This is a genomic window from Peribacillus sp. FW305-BF15 (assembly GCF_058783805.1).
In genome coordinates, this window is record NZ_JBYSYV010000003.1 from 32,185 (window position 1) to 52,788 (window position 20,604).

At 43.5% G+C, this 20,604-nt stretch carries 21 protein-coding genes; 4 read left to right on the forward strand and 17 right to left on the reverse strand.

The features are described 5' to 3' along the window. Positions 1 to 428: 428 nt before the first annotated feature. The 14 genes from AC3WLU_RS03510 to AC3WLU_RS03575 all read right to left on the reverse strand — a co-directional run bounded on the left by AC3WLU_RS03510 (position 429) and on the right by AC3WLU_RS03575 (position 11,860). Positions 429 to 1,253: a flagellin N-terminal helical domain-containing protein gene (locus AC3WLU_RS03510; RefSeq protein ID WP_412996111.1), complete on the reverse strand. Its 825-nt coding sequence runs from the start codon at positions 1,251 to 1,253 to the stop codon at positions 429 to 431. Positions 1,254 to 1,391: 138 nt separating this feature from the next. Then, positions 1,392 to 1,625: a carbon storage regulator CsrA gene (gene csrA / locus AC3WLU_RS03515; RefSeq protein ID WP_034315661.1), complete on the reverse strand. Its 234-nt coding sequence runs from the start codon at positions 1,623 to 1,625 to the stop codon at positions 1,392 to 1,394. Continuing rightward, positions 1,625 to 2,068, reverse strand: a complete 444-nt coding sequence (gene fliW / locus AC3WLU_RS03520; RefSeq protein ID WP_411739251.1) for a flagellar assembly protein FliW — start codon at positions 2,066 to 2,068, stop codon at positions 1,625 to 1,627. The genes csrA and fliW overlap by 1 nt, the downstream gene beginning before the upstream one ends. An 8-nt stretch (positions 2,069 to 2,076) precedes the next feature. Then, complete coding sequence (locus AC3WLU_RS03525) at positions 2,077 to 2,655, reverse strand: DUF6470 family protein (RefSeq protein WP_413000647.1); 579 nt, start codon at positions 2,653 to 2,655, stop codon at positions 2,077 to 2,079. Between the two features lie 44 nt (positions 2,656 to 2,699). Beyond that, complete coding sequence (flgL, locus tag AC3WLU_RS03530) at positions 2,700 to 3,578, reverse strand: flagellar hook-associated protein FlgL (RefSeq protein WP_413000645.1); 879 nt, start codon at positions 3,576 to 3,578, stop codon at positions 2,700 to 2,702. 15 nt (positions 3,579 to 3,593) lie between these two features. Beyond that, positions 3,594 to 5,153 (reverse strand): flagellar hook-associated protein FlgK, encoded by a 1,560-nt coding sequence (gene flgK / locus AC3WLU_RS03535; RefSeq protein WP_492596822.1) that lies wholly within the window; start codon positions 5,151 to 5,153, stop codon positions 3,594 to 3,596. Positions 5,154 to 5,184: 31 nt separating this feature from the next. Further along, on the reverse strand, positions 5,185 to 5,673 hold the full coding sequence (locus tag AC3WLU_RS03540; RefSeq protein WP_400450050.1) for a flagellar protein FlgN: 489 nt from the start codon (positions 5,671 to 5,673) through the stop codon (positions 5,185 to 5,187). A gap of 80 nt (positions 5,674 to 5,753) precedes the next feature. Then, the gene (flgM, locus tag AC3WLU_RS03545; RefSeq protein WP_492596823.1) at positions 5,754 to 6,017 is read right to left on the reverse strand and encodes a flagellar biosynthesis anti-sigma factor FlgM; all 264 of its coding nucleotides are present in this window, start codon (positions 6,015 to 6,017) and stop codon (positions 5,754 to 5,756) included. Positions 6,018 to 6,241: 224 nt separating this feature from the next. Continuing rightward, the gene (locus tag AC3WLU_RS03550) at positions 6,242 to 6,661 is read right to left on the reverse strand and encodes a TIGR03826 family flagellar region protein (protein ID WP_106026996.1); all 420 of its coding nucleotides are present in this window, start codon (positions 6,659 to 6,661) and stop codon (positions 6,242 to 6,244) included. 99 nt (positions 6,662 to 6,760) lie between these two features. Next, positions 6,761 to 7,453 carry a ComFC family protein gene (locus AC3WLU_RS03555; RefSeq protein ID WP_057278135.1) on the reverse strand — a complete coding sequence of 231 codons (693 nt, stop codon included), beginning with the start codon at positions 7,451 to 7,453 and terminating at the stop codon, positions 6,761 to 6,763. Further along, positions 7,446 to 8,846: an ATP-dependent helicase ComFA gene (locus AC3WLU_RS03560; protein WP_492596824.1), complete on the reverse strand. Its 1,401-nt coding sequence runs from the start codon at positions 8,844 to 8,846 to the stop codon at positions 7,446 to 7,448. Before AC3WLU_RS03560 ends, AC3WLU_RS03555 begins: the two co-directional genes overlap by 8 nt. A 113-nt stretch (positions 8,847 to 8,959) precedes the next feature. Then, positions 8,960 to 9,802 carry a DegV family protein gene (locus AC3WLU_RS03565; protein WP_057278136.1) on the reverse strand — a complete coding sequence of 281 codons (843 nt, stop codon included), beginning with the start codon at positions 9,800 to 9,802 and terminating at the stop codon, positions 8,960 to 8,962. A 186-nt stretch (positions 9,803 to 9,988) separates the two neighbouring features. Beyond that, positions 9,989 to 10,672, reverse strand: coding sequence for a response regulator transcription factor (locus AC3WLU_RS03570; RefSeq protein WP_492596825.1), 684 nt, complete (start codon positions 10,670 to 10,672; stop codon positions 9,989 to 9,991). Between the two features lie 33 nt (positions 10,673 to 10,705). Further along, positions 10,706 to 11,860 (reverse strand): sensor histidine kinase, encoded by a 1,155-nt coding sequence (locus AC3WLU_RS03575; RefSeq protein WP_034315684.1) that lies wholly within the window; start codon positions 11,858 to 11,860, stop codon positions 10,706 to 10,708. 610 nt (positions 11,861 to 12,470) lie between these two features. Between AC3WLU_RS03575 and AC3WLU_RS03580 the strand changes: the two genes are divergently transcribed. Then, complete coding sequence (locus AC3WLU_RS03580) at positions 12,471 to 13,106, forward strand: YigZ family protein (protein WP_057278137.1); 636 nt, start codon at positions 12,471 to 12,473, stop codon at positions 13,104 to 13,106. Between the two features lie 178 nt (positions 13,107 to 13,284). Further along, positions 13,285 to 14,307 (forward strand): LCP family protein, encoded by a 1,023-nt coding sequence (locus AC3WLU_RS03585; RefSeq protein ID WP_063574687.1) that lies wholly within the window; start codon positions 13,285 to 13,287, stop codon positions 14,305 to 14,307. A 196-nt stretch (positions 14,308 to 14,503) separates the two neighbouring features. Here AC3WLU_RS03585 and AC3WLU_RS03590 read toward each other — a convergent pair whose 3' ends face one another. From AC3WLU_RS03590 to AC3WLU_RS03600, 3 genes are all read right to left on the reverse strand, one after another. After that, positions 14,504 to 15,553 (reverse strand): glycosyltransferase family 4 protein, encoded by a 1,050-nt coding sequence (locus AC3WLU_RS03590; RefSeq protein ID WP_413000837.1) that lies wholly within the window; start codon positions 15,551 to 15,553, stop codon positions 14,504 to 14,506. A gap of 88 nt (positions 15,554 to 15,641) precedes the next feature. After that, positions 15,642 to 16,745, reverse strand: a complete 1,104-nt coding sequence (locus tag AC3WLU_RS03595) for a glycosyltransferase family 4 protein (protein WP_492596826.1) — start codon at positions 16,743 to 16,745, stop codon at positions 15,642 to 15,644. Between the two features lie 18 nt (positions 16,746 to 16,763). Then, positions 16,764 to 17,507 carry a WecB/TagA/CpsF family glycosyltransferase gene (locus tag AC3WLU_RS03600; RefSeq protein ID WP_187050268.1) on the reverse strand — a complete coding sequence of 248 codons (744 nt, stop codon included), beginning with the start codon at positions 17,505 to 17,507 and terminating at the stop codon, positions 16,764 to 16,766. Positions 17,508 to 17,618: 111 nt separating this feature from the next. Between AC3WLU_RS03600 and AC3WLU_RS03605 the strand changes: the two genes are divergently transcribed. Next, on the forward strand, positions 17,619 to 19,049 hold the full coding sequence (locus AC3WLU_RS03605; protein WP_492596827.1) for an O-antigen ligase family protein: 1,431 nt from the start codon (positions 17,619 to 17,621) through the stop codon (positions 19,047 to 19,049). A 4-nt stretch (positions 19,050 to 19,053) separates the two neighbouring features. Then, complete coding sequence (gene murJ, locus AC3WLU_RS03610) at positions 19,054 to 20,580, forward strand: murein biosynthesis integral membrane protein MurJ (protein WP_492596828.1); 1,527 nt, start codon at positions 19,054 to 19,056, stop codon at positions 20,578 to 20,580. Positions 20,581 to 20,604: the final 24 nt, after the last annotated feature.

Consider the following 20,604-nt stretch of genomic DNA (forward strand, 5'->3'; position numbering starts at 1 on the left):
ATTTTTCTATACAAAAGAGACCCTAGTAAAACTAGAGTCTCTTTCAGGTAATTTAAAATTAACGAAGAAGTTGCAAAACGCCTTGTGGTTGTTGGTTCGCTTGCTTTGCGACTATGTCTTTCGAGCATAGAACAGACTATATCTTCACCCTTATCTTATTAGGGGCTGGGCACTTCGAATGGCTACCGCCACCCTACGGATTTCATTGCCATAGCTTTCGCCTTAGACTGTATATCCTAGTCGTTGAACCTTCTCCAGAGTTTCCTCAAAGGAGCTTGGCTGCTGATTATCCATTATGTCATCTCCATCATTTTCAGACCATCACGCTTACCGTTTCCAGTTACGTTGTGGTTGATGCAGCTTTAGGAAGTTCCAGCAATTCACCCAGTCATAATTTTATCCATTACTAGATAAAACGCCCTTCAAATTTACCTAAGGAGTTGTAAAATCCCTTGAGGTGCTGAATTTGCTTGAGCCAACATTGCTTGTGCTGCTTGAGAAAGAATAGAATTCTTAGTTTGTTCCATCATTTCTTTCGCCATATCTACGTCACGTACACGAGATTCAGCTGCAGTCAGGTTTTCAGAAGATGTATTCAAGTTATTAATAGTGTGTTCAAGTCTATTTTGCTTAGCGCCCATTTGAGAACGTTCATCAGATACTTTTTTTATGGCAGCATCAATGTCACTGATAGCGGCAGTTGATGTTGCTGCATCAGTACCTAAAGCAGGAGGAGTAGTAAAAAGTGCTGATGATCGCATATCTGCAAAAGTAACATCTAAAGTTTGATCTTCATTTGCACCAATTTGGAATGTGAATACTCCACTGGCACCGCCAGTACCGTCCAATAATTTTTGTGTATTAAACTCAGTTGTAGTTGCAATACGATCAATTTCTGCAATAAGGTCTGCATTTTCTTTTTGAATCTGTGCTCTATCATCGGCAGTATTAGTATCAGATGAAGATTGAACAGCTAATTCACGAATACGTTGAAGAATATCATGAGTCTCATTTAATGCACCTTCAGCAGTTTGGATCATTGAGATTCCATCCTGAGAGTTACGGCTTGCTTGGTCCAATCCGCGGATTTGTCCACGCATTTTTTCAGAGATTGCTAGACCAGCTGCGTCATCGCCTGCACGGTTGATGCGCATGCCTGAAGCTAGTTTCTCCATTGATTTTGATTGTGCATTCGTTGCACTTGATAATTGACGGTGCGTGTTTAGAGCTGAGATATTGTGATTGATGATCATTTTTGTTTCCTCCTTGAGTCTTAAGTCCCCACGTCCATGTGGTTGTTTACGATGGGCAGTGAATAAGTCGGCCGCCTATTTCACTGCCCATCGTTGTATACTTAATATCGACCTGCTTGGAAACATATTTAGCGGATTTTACGATTTTTTCTTGAAATACTCATTTATGCCTTCCAGAAAATTGGTTTCTGTTTTGGAGGCTTTTCTATTTTCCTGCTGAATGGACAGGTAGATTTCCTTCCTATGGATATCGACGTTTTTCGGGGCATCGATCCCGAGTTTGATCTGATCCCCTTCAATGGACAGGATCGTAATTTCGATATCATCGCCAATCATGATCGCTTCATTCGGTTTTCTGGTCAATACGAGCATCATTTCCCCTCCTGTTCGGCTGGAGGATCAAAAAGTTTGTGCTTTGTACGGTATTCACTAGCATTCATGATGAATTGCTTTCCGACTTTTTTGGGGCCGTTTATGATGATTGGGGCCTGGAGATTCGCCGTCGTTTCATTGAAGGGGTCCTGAATCGTCAAGATGACGAAAGTAATGACTTCCAGTTCCGTTTCTATTTGTAAAGAAGATAACACCTCATCCGTAAGCTTCACTTCATAATCAGGAAACACTTCAAAAGGATCTGTCACAATGAAGGCAAGCTCTTTTGTTTCTATCGATTGCAGGACGAAAAAGGGCGTGTCATCCAAAGCTAGCAAGCAAAACTCTTTTTCTTCTAAAAATCCTGGTATCCCGCTTTCAAATACATAAATCTCTTTCTCTGCCAATTCGAGTTCGCCATGAAATTTTGTTTGTAGGATCATCTATGTTTTCACTTTCCTTTCCCATCCGGATATAAATTGATGAAATCTATATCCAGCGCATTTTTTTGTAGAATTTCGACATTCACACTGCCTTGTGTGTATGTATGGTTCACCCTATTGACTTGAGCATCAATGATCGGTTTTTGGGCGGTTGCTTCAATCTTCACTTCCGCTGGCTGGTAGTCGAGCTTCACGCTGAAATGCGAGGGAATCCAGCCGAGATTGAACTTCTTCTCCGGTCCCTTGCTGTTTTGCCTGGCCTGTTCAGCGAGTGCATTACCGCCTTTTTCAATATGCATCAGCTCCGTCCCCTGCTGGGCACGTCTTGCCATACCCGCCAGCCAATCCTGATATCCCTGCTGCGCAAATTCATCAACTCTTCTTGAGAGGCTTTTCAAATCCATGTCTTCCCTTGCTTGTGACTGATCGATCGTCAGCTTGCCTTGGGTCGTTTGAATCTCCATGATCGCTTGCGGCTGTTGAATGGATTGGACAGCCGCCTTCTGTTCGATTTGCTGCACAGGCTGATCTATATTCAATCCAATCTTCATTGGGTTGGATTGCAATCTAATTTGCGGAATCTGCATCATCAACACTCCTTATAGAAAAAAGCTATCCATTTAAGAATAGCTTAGCGAAGAAAATCCAATAAACTCGGCTGCATGATTTTTGCGCCGATACTTAATGCCGCACTATGGACACTTTCCTGGGTCGTCAAATCCATGATCGCCTTTTCGATATCGACATCCTCATTTTTCGAAAGGATTTCAGTGGCAAAAACCTCCTGCTGCTTGAGACGGTCCGTCATCAGCTCAATCCGATTTTGCCTTGCGCCAACCTGTGCCTGCATGCCTAAAAACGTATTTATCGTTGCGTCAAGTCCTTCCAGCGTGCCAGTCACGTCGCCGCCGTTTTCCAGTGCCTCGATTGTCTGGTCGATGCTTCCGCCGGCCGCTAGTGCATCACCAAAAATCTTGGAACCGTCCGTATTGATTTTAAGGGAAATCCCGGAAAACACTTCAAGGTTTATGTCCCCTGTGCCATACACGGTATTTCCATTAGCATCTTTAACAGACGATGGTCTTACATTCGTATCCTGGCCGTTGAAAATGTACTTTCCGCCAATCTGTGTGTCGCCAAGAGTTATGAGATGTTCTTTTAATTGTTTAATTTCTTCAGTAATGGTTTTCAGTTGTTCCCCTTCATACGTGCCATTGCTGCCTTGAACGGTTAATTCACGAATCCGCTGCATGGCGGAGACACTTTCAGTAATGGCATCATCCGTGCTGTCGATCCAATTGGTCGCTTCGGCAATGTTACTTTGATACTGCCCTATTTGATTGAGGTTTGTCCTGTACCCCATTCCCATCATGGCCGCAACAGGGTTATCGGATGGCTTGGAGAACTTCTTTTGAGATGAAACCTGTTCTTGCAGCTTGGACATCTTTTCGTAACTGCTGCTTAAATTGCTCAGCATATTATTGGTTAGCATCGATTGTGTTACCCGCATATTCGTCCCCTCCTATCATCGGCCTGCTATACCCATTCCGTTTATGATTTTGTCTAGCATTTCATCCATCATCGTCATCATCCTTGCAGATGCGTTGTAGGCCTGCTGGAATTTGATCATGTCCGTCATTTCTTCATCAAGGGATACGGAACTGACGGAATCCCTATTTTGGTTAACCGAAGCAGCAAGCACGACAGAGTTGGAAAGGTTCTTTTGGGCGCTTTGGGAATCCACACCAAGCTTTCCGATGATACCGGAATAATAGGTGTCGAAGCTTCCCGTCAATTCGTCAGAGTTTTGGTCTTTGGTCGAGTACTCACTGAACGCCTTCTTTTTAAGGTCAGCCAGGAGTTTGGCATTTTCATTATCCCCGGATGCCCCTCCGCTTTTTCCGCCTGCGGCAATTTTTGTGGGATCCTTCACGATTTCACCATTCACCTTGATGCTTTGGGCGGCACTCTTACCAGGTTCAAGTTCAAAGAAGTTCAAAGTTGAAGTGTTGCCATCACCTAAGGCATACCCTTGTTTATGGATGGCATTGAACTCATTCACGAAAGCAGCCGTCATATTATCGAGCTTTTTCAGCATATCAGGATAAGCGCCGCCGGTCGTGCCATCAGCCTTCTTATAGCCGAAGCTTTTGATCAAACCGGACAGTTCCCCCGAGAAATTGTAATCGGTCAATGTTTTCGAACCAAACTTCAATCCGTCCACCATACCTGTCGTTTTATCATGGCTAACTTCAACTTTCGAAGTTCCCACCATCCCGGTTTGGTTAACACTGACCAGATTGATGGGCGGCACAAAAGACGAACCGTCTTCTTGCATCAATTCGATGTTGTATAGCCCTGTGGCCACATCGCTGGCTCTGCCGTAATTCGTCGGAATGACGTTATTCACTTTAATGCTGACAAGCTGTGAGAGATTGTCCACGAGCACATCACGTTTATCATAAAGGTCATTGGGGATATAACCATGCGGTTCCACTTTGCTGATCTGTTGGTTAAGCTGATCAATACTGCTGATGAGCGTATTGATTTCGTTCGCTTTGACGTTTATCTGATTGCCGATATCCGTTTGAACGTTCGTTAGCGAGTTATAGTAGTAGTTTAGGGTATCCGCGACCATGACGCCCGTCGAGGCAACGACTTCACGCGCCCCGGAGTTTTCCGTATTCGCCGTCAGCCCCTGCAGCGAATTCCAGAACTTCTCAATCGTGGCGGCCAACCCGCTGTCGGTCGGTTCGTTCATGACGCCTTCCATTTTCGTCAGGGATTCGCTCATGGCCCCGTAATAACCGATTTTATTACTTTGTGTCCTGTATTGTGCATCCAGGAAACTGTCGCGGATCCGCTGAACCGTTTCAGCTGCCACCCCTGTCCCGATTTGGCCGGCAACGCGCGGGCTGTTCAAACCGACAGTAGGAAAGCCCGACGTCTGGACCAGGTTGACCCGCTGCCTTGAATATCCTAATGTATTGGCATTGGCCACGTTATTTCCTGTTGTATACAAGGCCCCTTGAGAGGTGGATAATCCGCGTTTGGCGGTCTCAAGACCCATAAAGGTTGAAATCATTTGCTCGCACCTCCATCTTTTTTTCTGCTTCTTATGCTTTGGAATCAAACATTCCCATGCCTATTTTCGCCGTTTTCCCAACCGAACCCCCATAATTCAGGTTCTGGTGCTGAGGTCTCAGCATATCCAAAGAGACATTAATGAATTGAAGGGACTGATAGATCAATTGCTGATTTAAACCGTTCCGCTCCTTCAGCTTTGCCACTTCATCGATCAATGCCGCTTTTAGCATTTTAAGGACTTCCGTTTCTTCTGGTCCTGTCAGTTCCGTCACGGTATGGATGGAGGCAGGCTGTCCCGCCGTTCCATTGGCTGCAAGAAATTCCTCGACTGCCCTTTCTCTTTCCTTATCCGTCTGGCTGATCGCTTTAATATGCTTTTGTTCCGAAATCAGCAGGGCAGTAATCGCCTCGGTATCATTCGCTTTCAAAATGGCCGTTTTTCTTATCGCCAATTGATTCAAGCTTTTATGAAGCTTGATCAATTTTTCAAGCGATCCGATGATGTTCCGTGCAGTCATTTCGCTGCCTCCTCCGCTCATAAATGAAGGACGGAAACTAGCTCCGTCCACTTCATTCAAGCTTCTTTTTCATGGAAAATTCATTTCCGGTAAAAATCGATGAGACCCTTAGCCGTGGCTTGTGCATTCAATTTATAATTTCCTTTTCCAATCTGGATTTTCAGTTCATCCACTTTTGCTTGTCTTGCAGCAATCATCTTCGATTCTTGCTGCATTTCTTTTGCCGCTGAAGAAATTTCAACTTTATCCGAGGATTTGACCTTGGATTCCTTGATATTCCCCGTTTTATTGGCTTGAAGATTATAAGGGTTAACACCTGTCATACCGACGTTATTGATTTTCATATTCCAGATCCTCTCCTTCGGTCGATTTTATAAATCCCATTATGTTTCGATTCCTTAACACATGAAAATGGCTCTGGACTGTGTTATTCTCCCTATCTTTTTTATCGACATGGAACCGATTTCTTTAATTGTTTGCTGTAATCTTTCCTTCGACACCCATTGTCGAATATTGTTCTCAATATCGAATATTCTAACAAAAACGGCATTATGTTTCCATGAATGAATTACCCTTTTTGCTCATCCTTCATGTAGTACGTATTTTTTTTATCATTTCCTTGAATTTCAGTCAGGCGCTTTTCTTCATTTTCAAATGCCTGCAAATCCGTAACGAGCGAATTGGTGCATTTGCCGCATAACCTTCCGCTCTTGATGTTGGCGCCGCACTTTTCACAAGGAATTCCGAGATTGGGAAACTGTGAAATTCTCAGCTTTCCGGTTCTCACAAATTTAATAATTAACCTTTCTTCAACGCCGGTTTCCATAACCACCTGCATCATGGACGCCGTTCTATTTGTTTTCTTGCGAATATATGCATACACTTTATCATATTGGGCTTCTTCTTCTTTATAACAGGCATCGCACACATCACGGAATTTCGTCATAACGAATAACGAATTACAGTTTGGACAGTTGAATACATCCATCGAGGCCCCGCCTTCACCATCACGGCGATTATTCTTCAGTACTGTATATATCGAATAATCCCGGCGATACTTTAGGAAGTTTTATTAAAATAAGCTTTTTCACCTAGCCAGTGTGATCGATGATACTTCTTTGGCCCCAGCCGTTATCAATGCCTTTGCTGCATGCCTGAGAGTTGTGCCAGTTGTGTAAATGTCATCGATGATCAAAATGGATTTATGCTCCAGCATATCAGATTGCATGACCTGAAAAACCTGCGGTAATGACATTCTCTCTTTACGAGATTTTTTTGATTGTTTTTCGGTATGGATTCTTGTCAAGGTCTCAACCGTATGAAGTCCAACTAGATCTGCCAAAGCCTTTCCCTGGTTGAACCCCCGCTCCTTAAGCCGTTCATCGCTAAGCGGGATGGCGGTTACCAGGTCAAACTCCACCTCCTTTAACCTTTCTTTCAAAAAAGGGACGAAAATCTCAGCCAACGCATAATCACCCCGGTACTTATATTTAGCAATCAGATCTTTTAAGTATTCATTATAATGAAATAGCGCTATGTTCTTCGACAAATAGCCTCCCCATTCCCTATTCCTTTCCCATCTTGAACAATCGGGACAGAGGTCACCGGTCATATTGTCCCCTCCCAGCTCCCTTGAGCACATTGTACATGTATCTCCGGTTATCCTATTAAGTTTCCCCTCACATCCTTCGCAGATTGCCCTTGCCTCGGCCTGCTTAAGCAGGCTCCCCCATGTCAAAGCTTGCTGCATTCCTTCATCACAAACTAGACATCTATTCATCCAGCAGCCCCCTTTTCATGGCATTTTTATTCATCATCTGTATATGGCGGACCGCCTCGGCCATCGCTTCACTTTTACCGTAATGAAAAAAGGTGACCGTCCCGGAAGGATTCGCAAAGCTTCTCCCTACCCTTCCGGCAATCTGAACTAGAGCACTTTCAGAAAACACTTCATGTTCAGCACCGATCACGGCTACTTCCAACCGCTCGATTGTCACGCCCCGTTCCAGGATGGTCGTGGTCAGTAATCCCGGAACGAGTCCATTCCTTAAGGCCATTACTTTTTCCTTTCGATCAGGGTGCCGGGAGTGGACAATCGATAATTCAGGGGACAGCCTTTGAAACAGCGGAAGAACTTGCTCCATCACTCTGATGCTTGGAAAAAACAATAGGAAGGGGATATTCTGGTTAAGGCGCTCACTTACCCATGCGTTGATTTTCGATGGAATCTTTTGTTGAAGGAATAGTTTTTGCCAATTGCCGCTCCACTTCATTTCAGGAACGGGGATTGGCTGGCGATGATAACGGGCCGGGATTATGAAGGCTTTCAATTTGCCGCTTCGGTATAGCCGCCGCATGCTCTTCGAAGGTGTGGCGGTCAAGTAGATGGTTGCCGCGGATACCTTTTTCGACTTATTAACCGCATAATGCAGCGAATCATCCATTGAGTAGGGAAACGCATCGACTTCATCAACTATGATGACATCGAAAGCTTCAATAAAACGGAAAAGCTGATGGGTCGTGGAAACGGTCAGTGGCGAAAAACCATGTCGATCTTCACTGCCGGCATGGAGAGTAGTGACTTCAATGGCAGGAAAAGCTTTTTTTAACCTTGGGGAGAGTTCGAGAACGACATCGGTACGCGGTGTTGCCAAACAAATCCGTTTCCCGGCAAGCAAGGCTGCCTCAATCGCTGGAAATAACACCTCCGTCTTCCCTGCCCCGCATACAGCCCATACTAGGAATTCATCTTTTCCGTTTACGGCTTCAACGACACAGTCGGACGCATTCTGTTGACCTGCCGATAAAGTGCCCATCCACCTCATCACATTGTCAGGAATCGTATATTGAATGCCGGGACCGGTCCACCTATAAAGCTTTGCACATTCACTGACCCGTCCCATCATGATGCATGAGCGGCAGTAAGTGCAATCTTGATTGCACATCTTGCAAGGGAAAGTATAAAACAAGGTTTGATCTTTGTTACCGCAGCGTACACAGTGATAACTGCCGTTCCCGGATTGCACGCCGCAAGTTTCCGAGACATACCCATTCTTGAGGTGCTCTGTGAGGATTTCTTGGGAGAAGGGGATTTCGAAGGCCAAAAGATGTTTTCCGGTGAGATGGTTCTGAAGTTCAGGGGAATAAGGCGGGGAAATGCTCGTTTTTTTCAAACTGCAACCTCCATTTCTTGATAAATTACACTCCCCCTTATCATTCGCTTTTAACTCCCGGATTCCTTTTTGTTCATAAAAAAACGCCTTTCACTTAGTAAAGGCGTCAAAGCTTAAATTTTATACCAGCCCATCCCCATCGAGCCTTCGCCCAGATGCGTTCCGATTACTGGGCCGAAGTAGCTGATATCGAATTCGACATTCGGGAACCGTGCTTCAAGTTCCGCTTTCCAGTCTTTGGCTTCGCTTTCCCGTTTTGCATGAATGATGACGGCCTTATATTTCTCGCCGCTCGCCGCCTCTTCTCCAAGTAAATCGGCAATCCGTTTCATCGCTTTTTTCCTTGTACGGATTTTTTCAAATGGGACGATGACTTTATCAACAAAATGGAGCACCGGCTTCACTTGAAGCAGACTGCCGATCAAAGCTTGGGCACTGCTTAAGCGGCCGCCGCGCTGGAGATGGGATAGGTCATCTGCCATGAAGTATGCCTTGACCGATGGTTTCATTTCTTCAAGCCTGGCCATGATTTCTTCTGCACCTTTGCCATCAAGTGCCATCTTTGCCGCCTCGATCACGTAAAACCCCTGTACCATGCAGCTGATTTCCGAATCAAACGCATGAACCCTGATTCCCTCGACCATTTCACCTGCAGATGCCGCTCCTTGATACGTGCCGCTGATGCCGCTCGATAAATGAATGGAAATAACATCATCATATTCTTTTTGCAGTTCCTCGAACTTCTCGACAAACTTTCCGATTGGAGGCTGTGAAGTGGTCGGCAATTTCTCCTGCCTCTTTACTTCCTCATAAAACTCATCCGCAGTAATATCAATTTCCTCCCGGTAAGCTTCATTGGAAAAAATGACATTAAGCGGCATCATATGTATATGTAAACGATCACGCATTTCCTTTGGTATATATGCAGTGCTATCTGTTACGACTGCGGTTTTCATATTAGTACCATCCTTATAAAAATTTACTTCGTATCATATTCAACATTCTATCTGAAAATGCCTTTATTTGCATTAAATAGCCTTTTTAATTACCAAAAATTTGAATATGATCACATCAAACAAAAAAATCCAGCCCTTCAGCACGCATTGCGGAATCTGAAGGGCCGGACTTATCGAACGCTTTGATTACTTCACTTCTACCCAGCCGTTTTTAATAGCTAGGACAACCGCTTGTGTATGGTCATTCACATTCATCTTCTGAAGAATGTTACTCACATGATTCTTGACTGTTTTTTCACTGATATATAGAGTTTCGCCGATGGCCCGGTTGCTTTTCCCGTCAGCTAAAAGCTGAAGCACTTCACATTCACGTCGAGTCAATAGGTGAAGCGGCCTCCTGATTTCTATCGTATGTACGGAATCACGATCAGCACCCTCTTCAGCTGCTAAACGGCGATATTCTTTAACTAAGTTATGGGTGACCTTCGGATGAAGGTATGAGCCGCCTTCAGCGACTACACGCACAGCATCGATCAACGCGTCTGCGTCCATCTCTTTCAACAGATAACCTTGTGCTCCTGTTTTCAATGCGTGCTGCACGTAGTTTTCATCATCATGAATGGAAAGGATGATGACTTTTGTTTCAGGGTAACGGCTCACGAGCATTTTTGTAGCTTCGACCCCATTCATGTTCGGCATGTTGATATCCATGATAACAACATCAGGTTTATGTGTTTCAACAAGATCCATAGCTTCGCTTCCGTCATCACCCTCGGCAACAACATCAAAGGATGATTCAAAATCTAATATGCGCTTTACGCCTTCACGGAAAAGCTGATGGTCATCGATTATGACGATACTAGTCTTCAACGGCTTCTTCCTCCTAGTTTCTATTTAATATGTCTATTCTCTATTATTTAAATGGTAGGGAATTTGGATAAATACCAAAGTGCCTGCTCCCGGTTGTGAATCGATCGTCATTTCACCTTCCAGCAGCTCGACTCTTTCTCTCATTCCAACCAAGCCAAATGAGCCTTCTTTTTGAATCGAAGAGTCAAACCCCTTTCCATCATCTTTGACGACGACGGTCACCATCTCCTTGGAAATGGACAGTTTAACTTGAATCTGTTTTGGGTCCGCGTGCTTCAATGAATTTTGTACAGCCTCTTGAACCAGCCTGAATAATGCGACCTCCATATCGGAAGGGAGCCTTTTGACCTGCCCAAGGTTCACGAAATTCAGATTCACGCCATTATTATAGTCTTCGGTCGTTTGCAGGTACTTTCTGAGGGTAGGAACAAGTCCTAAATCATCAAGCGCCATAGGCCGAAGGTCATAGATGATTCTTCGCACTTCATATAAAGCATTCCTTACCATGACCTTTAAACTGCGGATTTCCACTAACGCTTCATCAGGACCTCTCTCCCGCTGCACTCGTTCTATCAGGTCTGAGCGCATCATGACGTTTGCCAGCATTTGCGCCGGACCGTCATGGATTTCACGTGAGAGCTTTTTACGTTCCTGCTCCTGGGCTTCGATTATTTTCAGTCCGAAGTCCTGCTTGCGTTTCGCTTCTTGAAGGGCTTCCCCCACAAATTTAAGATCTTGTGTCAAATAATTCTGCACCACCGATATTTGCGAGACGAGATGCACCGCTTTATCGATCGTCTGCTGCAAACCCCTTAACCTTAACTCAAGTTCATCCCGGCGATTACGGAGCTCTTTCTCCAATTGCCGGTTAATTTGTAAATCGACTTGCAGCTTATGTGCCCTTTCATAAGCATCGCGCACTTGTTCTTCAGAAAAATGGTTGAAGTGCATACTGACTTCTGAAAGCCTTTTTCGAGCAAACCTGGCTTTTGAATCCAGTGCATCGCTGTCGGTTATCACAATGGCAACCCTGATTTTCACATCATCAAGCTCTTTTGATAATGTCTCGAAGTCCTTTCGGCATTGTTCGCCGATATCAAAGACTTCATCCTTACTTTCACTAACAGTGCTTACCATTGTTTCTAAGATCTTGTCCAATGCTTTAGCATCAACCTTTTTTATGGACATTAAGATCCCTCCACTTAAATCAAAAGACTTAAACAATTTATTGTCTTAAAGACTATGTATATGGAAAAAAGTTCTTTCCCTTTTTCATGAATGGTTAAATTTCAGGAAACATTTGTATGAAGTAACCTTCATGAACATATTGTACCAAAAAAAGTTTAAAAATACGTTAATTCCCTTTTTGATTTCCATAAAATGTACTTACTATACATCTCATAATCCGGCCATTAAGTCTGCCTATTAAAGGCAGAAAGCCATATCAATTATCCTAATACAAAATATCCTTTTCAATCAAATGGGATATTCCGCTCCATTGATTATCATATGAAACAGATGCATTTATTAAATGGCAAAATCCTTGAAATGAGAGGACACGTTAAGGTAAAGCCAGGATAATGGCACAGAACTCATGTTTTTCCTATAATGTTATTCTTTTAAGCATATATGACCAGCTAATAACAATAACAGGCAATGAAATTAATTATAACACGTACAGCTTTATCTTATATTAAAGTTTCTTTACACATGCAGTATGTAAATGAATCGTGATTGCCACTTTTTCCGCAAAGCCTTATAATAAATCAACTAATAGGAAGCACGAAGGTGGAATAATATGCTCACTCAATATTTAACGGTGGCTGGTCGCGGCGAACATGAAATCGTCATTGAAAAATCCCGTTTCATTTCCCACATCGCCCGGGTCGAAACCGAAGATGCCGCACAGGCTTTTATCCAGGAAATCAAGAAAAAGCACAAAGATGCTACACATAATTGTTCAGCTTATATGATCGGGGAACAAAATCAAATCCAAAAAGCCCTCGACGATGGGGAACCGAGCGGAACGGCAGGCGTCCCTATCCTAGAAGTGCTTAAGAAGAAAGAACTGAAAGACACAGCTGTTGTGGTCACTCGGTATTTTGGCGGCATCAAACTTGGTGCTGGCGGCCTCATTCGCGCTTACAGCAAAGCGACTTCAGAAGGGATAAATGCCACTGGTGTCGTCATTAGGAAACTGATGAGGGTCATTTCGACAACCGTCGACTATACCTGGCTTGGAAAATTGGAAAACGAATTGCGCTCTTCCATTTATCAAATAAAGGAAATTCAATACCTTGATCAGGTTAATATCCTTGTATATGTTGAGGAAACACAAAAAGAGACATATATCGCTTGGATTACAGAGCTGACAAATGGTCAGGGTCATATCACCGAGGAAGAAATGCTTTATTTGGAAGAGGAATTCTCCTGATATACTCCTGCATATTTTCCCTTTTTTTTGCTGTAATATAATTGAAAAGAAATATTTATTTTACGAAATTATTAAATCATTGTAAAATTAGGTGTAATATATGACGAAATATAAACTGCAGGATTCGAAAAATAGCGATATATGTCTGATGTTCGTTATTTAAAAGGAGAAGAAAAAGATGTCTACTACTAGGCGTGTTTATAAAATTAAAAAAACAAAGAAAAAAAGGCGAAAGAGGCTTTGGTTATTGCTTGTTCCCCTTCTGGTACTTGGTCTGGGGGCTTCTACGTATGCTGCAACCCTGTATATGAAAGCCCAGAATGTATTCAATGATTCCTATGACCCTGTGGAAGCTTCAGCAAAGCGGGATGCAGCGATCGACCCGCTCGAAGATAATTTCTCGATCCTTTTCATAGGAATCGATGATAGCAAGGACCGTGACTTAAAAGGAAACTCCCGGTCGGATGCTTTAATGCTGGCCACATTCAATAAAGATCAAAAATCTATAAAGCTATTAAGCATTCCGCGTGATTCATATGTTTACGTGCCAGCTAAAGGCGTAACCACGAAAATCAACGCGGCCCATGCAGCCGGCGGTCCGAAAGCGACCATGGACACCGTAGAGGAGTTACTCGATGTCCCTGTCGATTATTATGTTCGCATGAACTTCAATGCTTTCATCGATGTCGTAGATTCATTGGATGGCATCGAAGTCGACGTCCCTTATGAAATGAATGAAATCGATTCACATGACAAAAAGAATGCCATCCACCTCGAAGAAGGATTACAGACCGTTGATGGGGAAGAAGCATTAGCATTTGCACGGACACGTAAAAAAGACAGTGATATCCAACGCGGCGAGCGTCAGCAGGAAGTGCTGAAAGCCATCATTGCCAAAGCAACCTCTGCTGGATCACTGACGAAATATACAGACGTAATGGAAGCTGTCGGCGACAATATGACAACGAACCTTAAATTCTCTCAAATGAGAGGTTTCATAAATTATGTGACTACCGATAAAGGCATCAATCTTGAAACCATCAAACTTGAAGGTCAGGATTCTACTATTAACGGAACCTATTATTATCAGCTGAACGATACATCATTAGCAAACACTAAGCTGTTGCTTCAATCCCACTTGAACCTGGGACCAGCTGAAGGCAATCAAACTGAAGCAGTTCAATCAGAAATACAAGAATAAAGCGAACCCCCCACTCGTCATGAGTGGGGGGTTTTTAATGCATTCCGTACCATGTCTTATTTGCAACCACATACTGCCGCAAGAATGGCCCTAATAAGATCAAGCACGCATTACAAAAAAAGCCACCAACCGTTACTTCAAAAGGTTGGTGGCTTTCCAATAAAACTAGCGAATCTAGTAATCTATTCCTAAAAGATCATGGCTTGTTTTTAAAGTTGAGCATCTTGAGCAACGGCTGGTAGTTTGAATTGACCAAGCCAATTTTCTCCACAAAAATCTCTATGATCAGCAGAAGTCCCGTTACAAGGATCAAAGCCCCCCACATCGTGGCAAATGAAAAGATTATGGCCGCTAAACCAAAGCAAGCAGCTAAAGCATAAATGAGCAAGACAGTTTGCTTATGGGTGAATCCCAAGTTTATCAAACAGTGATGTAAATGTGATTTATCAGCAGCCGAGATCGGCTGTTTATTGACGACCCTGCGGATAATCGCGAAAAATGTATCCGAAATGGGAACACCCAAAATGATGATCGGTACGATCAAGGAAATCATCGTTACGTTTTTAAACCCTAGAAGGGAAAGAACGGCAATGATGTAACCTAAGAATAAGGCACCTGTATCCCCCATGAAAATCTTTGCCGGATGGAAGTTATATTTCAAGAAACCAAGGGTGCTTCCAATCACGATCAATGCTACCATGGCAACAAATAGATCCCCTTTAATAAGGGCCATAGTTGCGATTGTCACTAATGCGATCGTCGAGACACCGCCTGCAAGACCATCAAGTCCATCTATTAGGTTGATTGCATTAATGATGCTGACAATCCACAAAATGGTGATCGGTATACTGAAAACACCAAACTCAAGTGTATCGGTAAAGAACGGCAAGTTGATGAATTCCACTTCAAGACCGCCCCATAATACGATAATGAGGGCAGCCAAAACCTGGCCCAGGAATTTGGGTGCAGCTCTTAATTCAAAAATATCATCTGCCATCCCAATCAAAATGATGACAAGGGCTCCCACCAGAAGGGGCAACTGCTCCCAAAAATCATTCATGAAAAGCAAGAAAGTAATGAAAAAACTCAAAAATATAGCTAAACCGCCCATGCGCGGCATAACTTTACTATGCACTTTTCGCTCATTCGGTTTATCGGTAGCTCCTAATTTAAAGGCCAGCTTTCCGACAAAAGGAGTCAAAAAAATGGATAATAAAAAGGATACCAACAAGGCCCCTATTAACATCAGGAACGACATCAAAAACCACCTCAATTCAACTAAAAATCTAATACCCGTAACGATCTATAAGAAAACCTATATATAAATGCTTATTTTAATTTTTCATCCTCAAATAAACATTATATACGTTATTGGCTAAAATCTCTATAGAAAAGTTGTTTTTTGCAAATTTTTGTAAATCGAGCCCTATCTTTGTCAAGTCCCCGGATTTTTTTAATTCCAAAGCATTGCAAATGGCCAGTTTCAGCTGTTCGACATTGCCGATATCCGTTATCCAGCCCTTGCTCCGATCGGGAATCAATTCCTGTACACCGCCGACATCACTAGTGATTGCCGGAAGACCGGATCTTGCTCCTTCAAGTAAAACGAGTGGAAAACTTTCGCTTAAGGAAGTCAATAATGTGATGTCCCCCAACGGGTAGATTCGATCTAAATCTTCACGATACCCTAAAAAGTACACATGATCGGATAACCCCTTTTCCGAGACCATCCCTTCCAGAGCGGATCTCCTGCTTCCGTCCCCTGCAAGTATCAGCTTCACATGGGGGAATTCCGATACCACTTCACTTAATGCCGCTAAAGCAAATTCATGACCTTTCACCGGTTCAAGCCTTGCAGGCATGATGATGATGAAGTCATCTTTCCCGAACCCGAAATCTTCTCTTTGCAACGGGAAAGGCAGTTCCTTTTCAAAGTCAATTCCGTTCAGGATCTTTGTTATTTTGGTCGAATGGATTCCTTGGTCAATCAAGTCCTGCTTAAAGCGGTCGGAAACCGCGAGTATATGATCAGCATATTGAAATGACCTTACATGAAGGCCCGTAAACAATTTCCCTTTTACACCCTGCCCTAAAAAATCATGATGAGGCGAACTGTGAACAGTAAGGAGCCATGGGCATTTAATGAGGCGCTTTATAAAAGCACCATATATATTGGCCCGCGGACCATGTGTATGGATGATGTCTATATTATTTAGACGGATAAAGTCCCTTAAAGGTTTCAAAATTGAAAGGTCATATTTGGAATGTTGCTTGAAAAGTTCAGTTTGTATCCCAGAGGACATGGCCCGCCGGTATAGTTCACCCTTTTCAAACACACCAAGCAAACACTCCTCTTTATTCAATTGGTTCAGTAAGGACATAATATGAAACATACCGCCGCCGGTTTCATTCCCAGCGTTTAAGTGCAAGATTCTCATCCAGTCCACTCCTTATGTTCAGGAACGCTGCACCGTTTTCCTTAACCGCCTAACCTTTAATACGAATCTTGGCAGCGCAAGCATCCGTTTCCACCGTGAAGGTTGCTGGATCAGTCGGTACAACCATTCAAGACGCATTTTTTGCCAGAAAACCGGGGCGCGGTTCACCTTTCCCGCAAGTACATCAAAGCTTCCCCCTACTCCCATGAATAACCCTTTATTGAATAACGCATAGTGTCTGGATACCCATTTCTCCTGCCTAGGGAACCCTAATGCAGTCAAGATGATGTCAGGTTCAAGTTCCGCTATCGACTTCGGCAGGGCATCATCCTTGATATCAATGTAACCATGGTTGTATCCCACCAACTCGAGACCCGGGTATAATTCTTTTACTTTCAGGGCCGCTGCATCAATCACGTTTTCCTCCGCTCCAAGCAGATATACCTTCAACGCTTTTTCATCAGCGACCCGAAATAATTCATTCATCAAGTCGAATCCTGTAATCCGCTCTTGTAAAGGTTGATTTAGCCATTTAGAGGCCATAATAATACCAACGCCATCCGGAGTGATGTAATCAGCCGATATAATGATGTCTTTATAGTCCTTATGTTCATTTGCATACTCGACTATTTCGGGATTTGCCGTAACGACAAACGTTTTTTCCTGATTCATCAATCTCGGATAAATCATTCTATTCATGAACTCATCCATATTGCTATCAATGAATGGTATGGTTAGTATCTCAACAAACTTCTCTGTCATTTCACTTCAGCCTTTCATATGTACTATACATCTAAAGGGTGGGGTATTATTCAAGAAATTTTTTCATACACATCATAGAACATGATTTTTGATTCAAAGGTGGTTAATCAATTGAAGTTTATAGAAAAACAATCGTTACCCATTCTATTTCTATGCCTGCTCATCCCATCGGCAGTGCCTCACCCTATCGCCGGTTACATGGCAACGGCGTTGATGCTCGTTTTTATCGGTATAAATAAAAAAAACCTGTTATTAATTCTATTCATTTATTTCCCTGCCCGTCCCCTATTGATGGAACTGAATAGCGGCTTAACTTATACAGGTGACCTGATCATCCTCACCTTATTCATTTCTTTGCTTATTGAAAAATTCAAAAAGAACGAATGGCCATTTTCGAAATATCATTTCACTGCGCCATTTTGGTTGTTTTGTTTAATTGGTGCCGGTGCTGCACTCATAAACGGGGTGGGAATCCTCCCCATCTTGTTTGAACTCCGTGCATTGCTTATTACATTCTTGCTTCTTTACATTATCGGTGAATTAAATCTAGAAAGAAAGGATATCTTTCGCTTTTTGAAGGTAATCCTAATATTTACTATCTTACTTTGCCTGCATGGCATAGTGGAGAAAATCTTTTCACGTACCATCCTGCTTCCCCGCGCATGGGAATTGTGGAATCTTTCCCCAGTAAACCGGATGAGGATTTATGGAGCACCAGCCAATCCTAATGTATTTGCCTTATTCTTAAGCATCCAGTTATTCCTTGGTTTCTTTCTATTTCAGTCGCTGAAAAAATATAAATGGATCGTCTTCCTGGCAGCCATCCTGATTTCCGGAACGTTACTGCTTACCTATTCGCGGGGCACGATGATCGCATTCGGGTTCGCTGCGCTTGTCTTTATAATTTGGACTAGAAATAAACCATTTCTCAAATATGCTGTAGGAGCATTTTGTCTCGGCCTGCTTCTTATTTATTACCCAGTTTTATTTGCATCAAGCAAAGTGGAGGTATCCGCATCAATTCCCATGGAAAACGTGGAGATTGGCAGCACCCCCTCTTCCGAACACGAACATGCCCTCTCCAATCGATTTTCAGAAATGCTCTCTGATAAGACCCTGCACCAAAGTACGGAATGGGGCCGGTTATATGTCCTAATCAAGGGAATTGAAATTTTCAAAGATCACCCGATAATCGGCACCGGGCTAGCAACCTTCGGAGATTCTGCCACACTTTCCTTCTCCTCACCAATCTATCAGGAGTACCAAATTGGTGAAAGGATGTATACCGATAATCAATATATCCAGATTCTGGTCCAAACTGGTGTGCTGGGCATCCTTGCAGTTCTTGCATTCATCTTTTTCACCTGCCGGCAAATCCTGAAATCGGGAAAAGGCACATTCGCGGCGTTCAACATCTGCCTGATGTTGGCCGCATTACTAGCAGGACTTTTCTACAATATTCTCGAAGATAAAACGTTTACGCTGATATTTTATAGTTGTTTGGGATTCTGTTTACAGAAGGACATCATTTTAAAGGATTGAAAATATGCCTACTCTTTCAAATGTCATTAAATCGGTCGGGCTCGTCACCATTATTGCAGCCATTGGAAAAGTCCTCGGATTCGGGCGGGAATCGATCATAGCCGCCTATTTCGGGGCATCATCCATGGCGGATGTTTTTTTCGTGGCAAGCCTCATACCAACCATTCTTTTTACGGCTCTCGGCAGCGGTCTTCAGGCCGGCGTTATTCCTATTTATTTGGAAAAGAAAGCGGATAACCCAAAAAAGGCGGACGAATTCATCAGTGTTTTAGGTTCTTTCTTCATGCTGGTTGCCGGAGTCCTGACCATTGCCTGCATGATTTTCATAAAGCCGCTCGTCATGATGACAGCCCCGGGTTTCTCCGATTCAGAGCTTGCCCTGACGGAATCACTGACCCGGATCATGCTGCCAAGTTTACTATTTTTCACGCTTTCATACATGGCGACGGGGGTCCTGAATGCGAATAAGCGCTTTATTCTGCCGGCACTTACTTCAACTGCACAAAACACGGTCATTATAGCAGCCACCGTATTATTCGCTGCTCCCTTTGGGATTGAAGGACTTGCTTGGGGGTTTGTGTTCGGTGCAGCAAGCCAGTTCCTTATTCAATACCCATCATTGAAGAAATACGGAATCCGGCCCATCGTCTCTTTCCTGCCTCATAAAAGGCAGATCGCACAAACACTGTTCACCTTTTACCCAATCATTATCGCCGCCTTGGCGATCCAGTTGAATAGTGTCGTCGATCGGATCATTGCGACTTCGCTCGAAACTGGGAGCGTATCGGCCCTTAATTATGCGAATCGCCTGCTGTGGCTGCCATTGAGCATTGTCCTTACGCCGCTGATTACCGTATTGTACCCTTCAATCGTCGAGCGCGCGCTTATAAGCTATCAATCTTTCCTTAATTTGACCTTAAAAGGGTTGAAATCGCTGTTATTTCTAGCGATTCCGTTCATGGTCGTCATGTTAATTAGCGGAAACAGCCTAATCACTCTGGCTTTCCAACGCGGGGCTTTCGATGCTTCAGCAACTGATATGACTTATAGGGCATTCCTCTTTTATTCAGCTTGCCTCCCATTCTTTGCACTGAGGGATTATTTGATGAACGCCTTCTACGCCTTGAAGAAAACGAAAGTGGCCATGTATTCCTGCCTGATTGCCGTTTTGCTTAATGTGCTGCTCAGCTGGGTTCTATCACGTTACCTCGGAGTCGGTGGCATTGCTTTAGCATCGGGGATTTCCATGCTCCTGCAATCTCTCTACCTTTTCGGCTACCTGTGGCTGAAGACAGGGAGAACGGACAAGGCCGCTTTCAGGGATGTTTTTCAGGAAATCGGCAAGCTTACCATCATCGGAGCCATCCTTTACGGAATCGCTCTCTGGATCCATCCGCTTGCCCTATCGTTGCCCATCATCATGGAATTGGTGATCATCACGCTGCTGGTATTCGGATTATATCTCGCACTATCCATGCTTTTTAAAGTAGGCAGCCTGCAAGGGCTGAAAAGGATCAGATCATCAAAGTAATCCATTAGAAGAAGGAGTGCCAAT